At 34.7% G+C, this 1,027-nt stretch carries 2 protein-coding genes and 1 pseudogene; all 3 read right to left on the minus strand.

What is annotated here, in order from left to right; all coding sequences use genetic code 11:
- Nucleotides 1-120, minus strand: a pseudogene (locus tag AC1DTM_RS28265) (AraC family transcriptional regulator); the annotation flags it as partial.
- Between the two features lie 47 nt (nt 121-167).
- Entirely contained in the window at nt 168-638 is a 471-nt protein-coding gene (locus AC1DTM_RS28270; protein ID WP_016105278.1) for a GNAT family N-acetyltransferase, read from the minus strand.
- A gap of 17 nt (nt 639-655) precedes the next feature.
- Nucleotides 656-1,027: DUF3980 domain-containing protein (locus AC1DTM_RS28275; RefSeq protein WP_477001464.1), on the minus strand; the 372-nt coding region annotated here is incomplete at its 5' end.

Consider the following 1,027-nt stretch of genomic DNA (forward strand, 5'->3'; position numbering starts at 1 on the left):
AAAGCCTGCAACATTCGCTAAATCTTCAATGGAAAGCGAATCATTTATATTTGATTCTATATAGTCTTGCACTTTATAAATACGTCGTAAATACTCGTTTCTACTTTGAGAACTCTCCATATTCTTTCCTCCTCACAACAAAAAGGCTAACTTCACGTTAGCCTACTTTACACATTTTTTAAAAATAAAACTCTACTCCCGCCGTTCCCATCATAATTTGTATGTACGGATACACCATCTACCTCATCATCCCCGGCTTCAATTTCAAAGCCAATTTCTTGATGAAATTGTATCGATTTTTTATTAACTGTTGACGTTATCGCTTTTACAACTTTACGGTTATTTGCACGAGCGACATCGAAGAAATAAGAATACAGTGTCGATGCGATTCCTTTTCTTCTATATTTCGGATTTACACCGATAAAATGAACGTACGCTTCCTCTTTATGCGTTTGTGAAAAGAATCCGCATAAGAAACCTAACGTTTCTCCTTCTTCTTCAATGATAAAACTCGTTTCTTGAAAGTGAACGAAAAACAATTTTGGCAACATATTAGCCATATCTCTTCCGCCCCACCAATCATTTAAGACGGAATGAATCTTTACATAATCTTCCCCTTGAATGTTTCTTACTCGCATGTATTTCTCCCTCTCACTCACTTCATTTTCTCATAAATTTTAATAACCGTTTCTACTAAAAGAATGAATACCCAAATACCACAAAATACAAGAGCAGATTGGAATATTGACCCTAGCATAATAATGCCAACTGCACCTGATCCTGAAAATGATAGTTCAACAAAGCCTGGATCATGTATAAGTGTTCCAGCGTATACGGCCATTAAAACGGATGATATTAAATAAATAACACTCATTATTTTTAATATTTTTATAGAAAGATACGAAGTTTGTTCTTTCTCCACTTGTGATAATTCGATTTCCCCGCTCGCAATTCCTTTTTGCAGACAATCTTCACACAAAAATTCTTCATTTATTTTTTTACCACCATGTATTGTACCCGTTATTTC

It is taken from the genome of Bacillus sp. P4_D3, from assembly GCF_056401855.1.

What these genes read in the sequence shown, in the direction of transcription:
- AC1DTM_RS28270 (WP_016105278.1), bottom strand. Translation starts at nt 638, where the DNA reads ATGCGAGTAAGAAACATTCAAGGGGAAGATTATGTAAAGATTCATTCC.